The sequence below is a fragment of the Roseibium sp. RKSG952 genome, from assembly GCF_009711355.1.
On record NZ_SMMF01000748.1, the window covers coordinates 1 to 6,712 of the forward strand.

At 46.7% G+C, this 6,712-nt stretch carries 6 protein-coding genes; all 6 read left to right on the forward strand.

Going from position 1 to position 6,712, the window contains the following annotated elements:
• The first annotated feature begins 206 nt into the window (after positions 1 to 206).
• A complete protein-coding gene (locus E1297_RS05440) occupies positions 207 to 1,382 on the forward strand; it encodes an L-rhamnonate dehydratase (protein ID WP_155134951.1) in 1,176 nt (391 codons plus the stop codon).
• Positions 1,383 to 1,401: 19 nt separating this feature from the next.
• Complete coding sequence (locus E1297_RS05445) at positions 1,402 to 2,103, forward strand: GntR family transcriptional regulator (RefSeq protein ID WP_155134954.1); 702 nt, start codon at positions 1,402 to 1,404, stop codon at positions 2,101 to 2,103.
• Positions 2,104 to 2,112: 9 nt separating this feature from the next.
• Entirely contained in the window at positions 2,113 to 3,162 is a 1,050-nt protein-coding gene (locus tag E1297_RS05450; RefSeq protein WP_244327647.1) for a 4-hydroxythreonine-4-phosphate dehydrogenase PdxA, read from the forward strand.
• A complete protein-coding gene (locus E1297_RS05455) occupies positions 3,159 to 4,703 on the forward strand; it encodes an aldehyde dehydrogenase (NADP(+)) (RefSeq protein WP_155134958.1) in 1,545 nt (514 codons plus the stop codon). The genes E1297_RS05450 and E1297_RS05455 overlap by 4 nt, the downstream gene beginning before the upstream one ends.
• 17 nt (positions 4,704 to 4,720) lie before the next feature.
• Positions 4,721 to 5,710, forward strand: coding sequence for an AraD1 family protein (araD1, locus tag E1297_RS05460; RefSeq protein WP_155134962.1), 990 nt, complete (start codon positions 4,721 to 4,723; stop codon positions 5,708 to 5,710).
• Between the two features lie 9 nt (positions 5,711 to 5,719).
• The coding region (locus tag E1297_RS05465) for a YncE family protein (RefSeq protein WP_155134965.1) at positions 5,720 to 6,712 on the forward strand (993 nt) is incomplete at its 3' end.

Below are 6,712 nucleotides of genomic sequence, written 5' to 3' on the forward strand. Positions count from 1 at the left end.
CTGCTTGGACACCAGATTTGACAATAACTCTGTTTGGAAAGAGTACATCAATAACCAAAAGCCTCCGGAGCCGGATGATGACTTTCAGGTCGCATAATCCGCCGGAAGGCGGACCAATCCAGCTTTAAACCGTAACCTGTAGCCGCCGGCTTTAGCCGTTGGAGTAATCACCATTATATTTGAGTGAACTAAATTGGAGCCCGGAAATGGCAAAAATTAAGAATGTAAGAGTCAAGGTTTGGAGATGGATCGGTAATACTGCTGATTTGAATAAGAATTTTTGCGCAAACGCCTCCAGTATAGTCTTCAGTAATTCCCATACCATGACATCCTTCAAGTTTCACGAATGGCTTACATGTGAAGTGGAAACCGAGTGCGGTGTGGTCGGCATCGGGAATGCGGCCCTTGCCCCTACGATTTTAAAGTATGCAATAGATACTTACTATGCTCCGATGGTGATCGGCGAAGATCCATTTGATTACGCATACTTGTGGGAAAAAATGTATCGTAAAACCCATGCGTGGGGACGAAAGGGCATTGGTATAGCTGCAATTTCGGCAATTGATATTGCTTTGTGGGATCTTATGGGCAAGTTGACAAACAAACCGGTTTTCAAGCTTCTTGGAGGAAGAACCAAGGAATCAATCCCAGTATACTACTCAAAACTATACAACAATAATATTGAAATCATGCAAGAAGAAGCCGCTGCTGCTCTCACGCAGGGATACCTAGGCTACAAGATGCGATTTGGCTACGGCCCCAGCGATGGCATGGCAGGAATGCGCGAAAATCTAAAACGTGTAGAAGCTGTCCGCGAGGTGCTTGGCTACAATGTCGACTTAATGGCTGATTGTTATATGGGATGGAACCTTGACTATACCAAAAGAATGCTGCCCAAACTTGAAAAATACGAACTTCGTTGGCTCGAAGAACCCGTGCTTGCTGACGATATCGAAGGTTATTGCGAGCTCAATCGCATGGGCATCGTTCCTATCTCCGGTGGAGAGCATGAGTTTTCGGTTATAGGGTGTAAAGACCTGATATTGAAGAAATCTGTCAGTGTACTTCAATATGACACTAATCGCGTCGGCGGCATAACAGCCGCGCAAAAAATCAATGCTATTGCAGAAGCTTTTCAAGTTCCTGTAGTTCCACACGCAGGGCAGATGCATAACTATCATCTTACCATGGCGAATACAAACTGCATGATCTCAGAATACTTTCCCGTAAATGAAGTAGAGATTGGTAATGAATTATTTTATTATATTTTTGATGGTGAGCCAAACTCAGTGGGCGGTAAACTACATTTAAGTGATAGTATGCCCGGATTAGGAGTGTCATTATCTAGTAATTATATCAACGAATTCGATATTATAGAATAAGTCAAGGCGGACCTCGATTATGAAAACAACTGACGAAATAAAATCAAACATAATTAAAGATAGTATTCGCATATCGTCACGCAGAAGTCTTGCATCTGAGATTGTGAGTGCGTTGAGGGAATTGATATTGCTCGAAAAGCTGAAGCCAGGTTTGGCGTTCTCCGAACGCGATTTGGCTGCAGGACTTGGGGTAAGTCGAACGCCTCTAAAGGAAGCAATTCGTATTCTAGAGAATGAAGGTTTGATCGAATATGGCGCAACACGCCGCCCTCGAGTGGCAAACCCCTCTATTGAAGAAATTAAGCATAATTTCCAGGTTCTAGGTTCTTTGGAAGCGCTGGCCGGAGAAAACTGCTGCAGCTTCGCTACCGATGAAGAGATAGAGGAGCTGTCAAGAATGCAGATCCAGATGAAATTGAACGAAAAAAAATCAGATAATATCGAATATTTTCAAATGGACATGCTCTTTCACTCCACAATAGTAAAATACTCAAGAAACAAGCCGCTTTTTGTCACCCATGAGCAGTATAATTCTAGATTATGGCGAGCGAGATACATTTCATCGAAACTACGGGGGGAGCGCAACAGAAATTTAGGTCAGCACATTGATATCGTGGAAGCCATAAAACGGCGCGATCCGCGCGACACTGCAACACAACTACGCCGGCACCTCGAAACAGCAATCACAAATGTGACAATTGCTCTTTCAAACAAAGAATGAGTTCATGCGATGATGTATCATAATAAAGACACAAATCGTAAAACGCTGGCGATAGTCCAGGGTGACCCAGCCGGAATTGGTCCAGAGTTACTTATCAAACTATTGAATTGCGATGAGGTTCGTAAGTCCGCAAATCTTGTTATTATAGGCGATCCTGCTGTTTTCAAGCTCGGGGAAGAGCAGACGGGAATTTCCATAAATGGCGTGCGCCATGCGCCGCCAGATACAGCTGTCGAGATCAGTGCCGGTGAAATACTTCATTTGGACATGCACTTTGCCGGTATTCGTGATGTTCGGCCATCACAAGCTACAGCAATCGGCGGGAATTCCTCAATTCGAGGCTTCCACCGCGCACTAGAGCTCTCCAGAGATAGCACCGTCGATGGGGTCGTCTTTATGCCATTCAACAAGGAATGTATGCATCTCGCGGGCAGCCAATTCACTGATGAAATCGCATACGCGACAGACTTTTTCAAGCTTTCAACGAGACCGAGCGAATTTAACGTGGTTAGGGGTATGTGGAATGGGCGGGTTACCAGTCACGTCGCGCTGCGTGATGTGCCTAATCTCTTGTCGATCGAACGGATCGAACAAAGTATTCATCTAACCAACCATACCCTGAAAGCGGCTGGATTTGATAACCCCCGCATTGTTGTAGCCGCCCTCAATCCACATGCAGGCGATGGCGGTTTAATGGGTGATGAAGAAGCGAAGTATATTCGCCCTGCCGTCCGACTGGCACAAGAAAAAAACGTGAATTGCGTAGGTCCGGTTCCGGCAGACACGCTTTGGTTAAAAGTGCGCGAGGGAGCCTATGATGCGGTCGTGTCAATGTATCATGATCAGGGGCAAATCGCGATAAAATTACTCGGATTTGATCAAGGTGTTTCAGTATTGGCGGGACTTCCGACAATAATAACCACACCGGCTCATGGAACTGCGTATGATATTGCAGGCCAAAATAAAGCAACTGTCGTTCCGACCGTCAACGCGTTCCTCATGTGTTTGAATATCGCCAGCAACCGCAAAATGCATGACTTTTTGGAAGGTTTGCGATGAAAACGCCTGAACATCGTCAGACAGCACACTTAGCAGCATCATTGACCGGACGCCATTTTATCTTGGGACGATGGGTCGGAGGAACCACCACATTTGCATCCTCTCCTGCCTCAGGATCATCAATGGATTTTGCTCAGTGTCCACACGGTCTTGTTGATACGGCCGCTGCGGGCGCCGAGGCCGCGTTTGAAACCTATGGCTGGCTAACACGCGCAGAGCGCGCAGCGTTTCTCCAAACTATAGCAGATGAAATTGATGCAAGAAAACAAGAAATTGTTGATATTGCTTCAAACGAGACAGGATTGCCTACGCCGCGCCTGAGCGGAGAGCATGGTCGAACTGTTAATCAACTTCGTCAATTTGCTAAGCATCTCGAAATTGGTGGGTATCTGGATCTGCGCCATGATCAGGCCCAACCTGAAAGAAAAGAAGCGCCGCGACCTGATCTAAGGCTGATACAGCGGCCAATTGGTCCGGTTGTAGTATTCGGCGCGTCGAATTTCCCACTTGCATTCTCTGTTGCCGGAGGGGATACAGCAGCGGCCCTGGCTGCCGGTTGCCCAGTGATTGTCAAAGGACATCCGGCACATCCCGGCACAAGCGAAACAGTCGCGCGAGCAATTGAAGCCGCAGTATTATCTAGTAAAATTGAGCCGGGTGTTTTTTCCCTGATTCAGGGGGATCAACACCAAGTGGGTGAATGGCTAGTTCAGCATAAGTTGATCACTGCCGTTGGCTTTACTGGGTCTCTACGAGGTGGACGAGCTCTCTTTGATCTTTGTGCTCGGCGAGCCAATCCCATCCCGTTTTACGGAGAGCTCGGATCAATCAATCCGATACTCATCTTGCCTGGCGCAATGATGACACATAGTACGGAAATTGGAAAAGGATGGGCAGCTTCACTGAGTCAAGGAGTGGGGCAGTTCTGCACCAACCCCGGAGTAGCGGTTATCCCTGAAGGGCCTGATGGCGATGCAATGATTGCGGCTGCGGTCGAGGGATTGGTAGATGCAAATCAGCAGATTATGCTAACGGATGGCATTGCAAAAGCATATCGTGAAGGAACGGAGCGAATTGCTGCGATCCCCGGAGCAACAGAACTTGTCAAGGCCCCTTGCCACGGCCGGCATGCAGTCCCGCATTTGTATATGTTCAAGTATAGCGATTGGCAGGAAAATCCAGTATTGCAACAAGAGGTTTTCGGCCCTGTAGGAATAGCTGTTCGCACTGAAAACCTTGAGCAGATGTACAACTTCGCCCGAAACCTAGAGGGGCAACTGACTTGCACGCTCCATTTGGATGGCAGCGATTTTGAAGCAGCGCAAACACTTCTACCTGTGTTGGAACGTAAAGCTGGACGCGTAATCGTAAATGGGTTTCCGACAGGAGTCGAAGTCTGTGACAGTATGGTTCACGGAGGACCGTATCCGGCGTCAACAAATTTTGGGGCAACATCTGTAGGAACATTATCCATACGCAGGTTTCTGCGCCCAGTTTGTTATCAGGACTTTCCTGAAAGACTGCTTCCCGAAACATTTTGATACTTATGGAAGATTCAATGCGTCTTGTTCAATTTATGATTGATGACGGAGCACGTGCTGTGGCTCGGGTCTCTGGAGAAAATCTGCTAGTATTAAACGGAGTCTCGTATACTACAGACCTTGCCCGAGATTCTATTCGTACGAGAAAAACACTTGAGCAGTTGGTTTACGATTTGGATGTTGCAGCTAAACTTAACTACAAAGACGTGATCGCCTCCAACAGCTTATTGCCTCCTGTCGACGCGCGGCACCCTCAACTCCTACAAGTAACAGGAACCGGATTGACTCATAGGGGAAGTATTGAGGCCCGCGATGCGATGCACGCAAAACTGAATGTCGATTTCACCAGTCTTTCTGACTCAATGAAAATCTTCAAAATGGGTCTTGAAGGCGGAAAACCAACACAAGGCGAAATAGGGGTTCAACCAGAGTGGTTCTGGAAAGGCGACGGCACGATCTTACGCGCCAGCGGACAAAGTCTGGAAAGCCCGCAGTGGGCCAGAAACATGGGGGAAGAGCCTGAGATTGCAGGGCTATATTTTATTGGGGAAGATGGCCAACCGTTCCGTTTGGGCTACGCACTCGCGAACGAGATGTCGGACCATGTAATGGAGCGTGAAAACTATCTGTATTTGGCACATTCAAAATTGAGGCCTTGCAGCTTGGGGCCAGAATTATTTGTAGGCACGCTTCCTGGTGATGTCAAAGGTTTCAGCCGGATTTTTAGAAATGGCGAATTATTGTGGCAAAAAGAATTTGTTTCCGGTGAAAGCAACATGACACATGCGCTGTCAAATCTTGAGCATCATCATTTCAAGTATCCGTTGTTCCGCCAGCCAGGTCAAATCCACGTACATCTATTCGGCACAGCGACCATAAGTTTTGCTGATGGCATCATCTTGCAAGATGCTGACATCATGGAAATTGACTGTCCGATCATGGGAGCACCACTCCGAAATCCGGTAAAAACCGTCAATTTTTCTTGCCCTGAAGTCACACAATTATAAAATACGGCCATGCGAGAAGTACTTCTATTAATAGAAAAATCATCTCACTGCCTTTCTTATTACGATGCCCTGACAGGGAAAAGGCTTTACACTCTAAATTTGCCGGAGTTTCCGCACGAATTTGTACTCAACCGAGCCAAAACAATTGCGTATATTGGACATTACGGTGTAGCTAATTCAAAAACTGTTGGCGAGGGTGGACACAGTGTTTTTGCCGTCGATGTTGCACAAGGTACTGTTCATCATATTTTGGACACGGGAACGAAAAACCGCCGCCCGCATGGCGTAGGAATGGATGCAAACGACCGTTTGTACGTTTTAGCCGAGAGCACTTCTAAGTTACTTATTTGGCACCGCCCTGATATTGCTGGGCCCTACAACTTGGAGATCCCAACAGGAGGAAAAAAATCTCATCTTTTTGCCGTCACACGTGACGGCACAAAAGTATTCTCTGTCAATTTGGATAGTAATGACATTACAGTAATTTACCCATTTGATCCCGAAGCCCCCCCTAAAAAGATACAGGTAGGCAGAATGCCAGAAGGCCGTATTTTAAGCTGCGATGAAAGACGCCTCTTCGTAACCTCGCGTAAAAGCGGCACTCTGTCTTCTGTTGATACAATAACTTGTGAAGTCACTTCGGTAATTGTTTCTCCAGGCGATCCTGTGCGGGTTTTTCATGACAGGCTCCGCGGGCGATTGATGACACTTAACTATTTGGGTAAATATATAGGCGTGTATGATGAAGTTTCTCTCGAAAAAATTGCGCACGTTCAGCTATCGGTTTCACCGGTCGCATTATGTTTTGATCCAAAACACGAAAGATGTTTTCTATCGACCGATTGCAACAGAATATTGATAATTCGGTTGGATTCATTGAAAATTCAGAATATTTTTCCGACACAAAATGAACCGGACGTGTCACAAATTATACTTCTTCCGGACGCCGCCCCTGTATTAGGCGTTGTTGCAGGTTCTGTCGCAAATTTTGCAGGCGAGGGA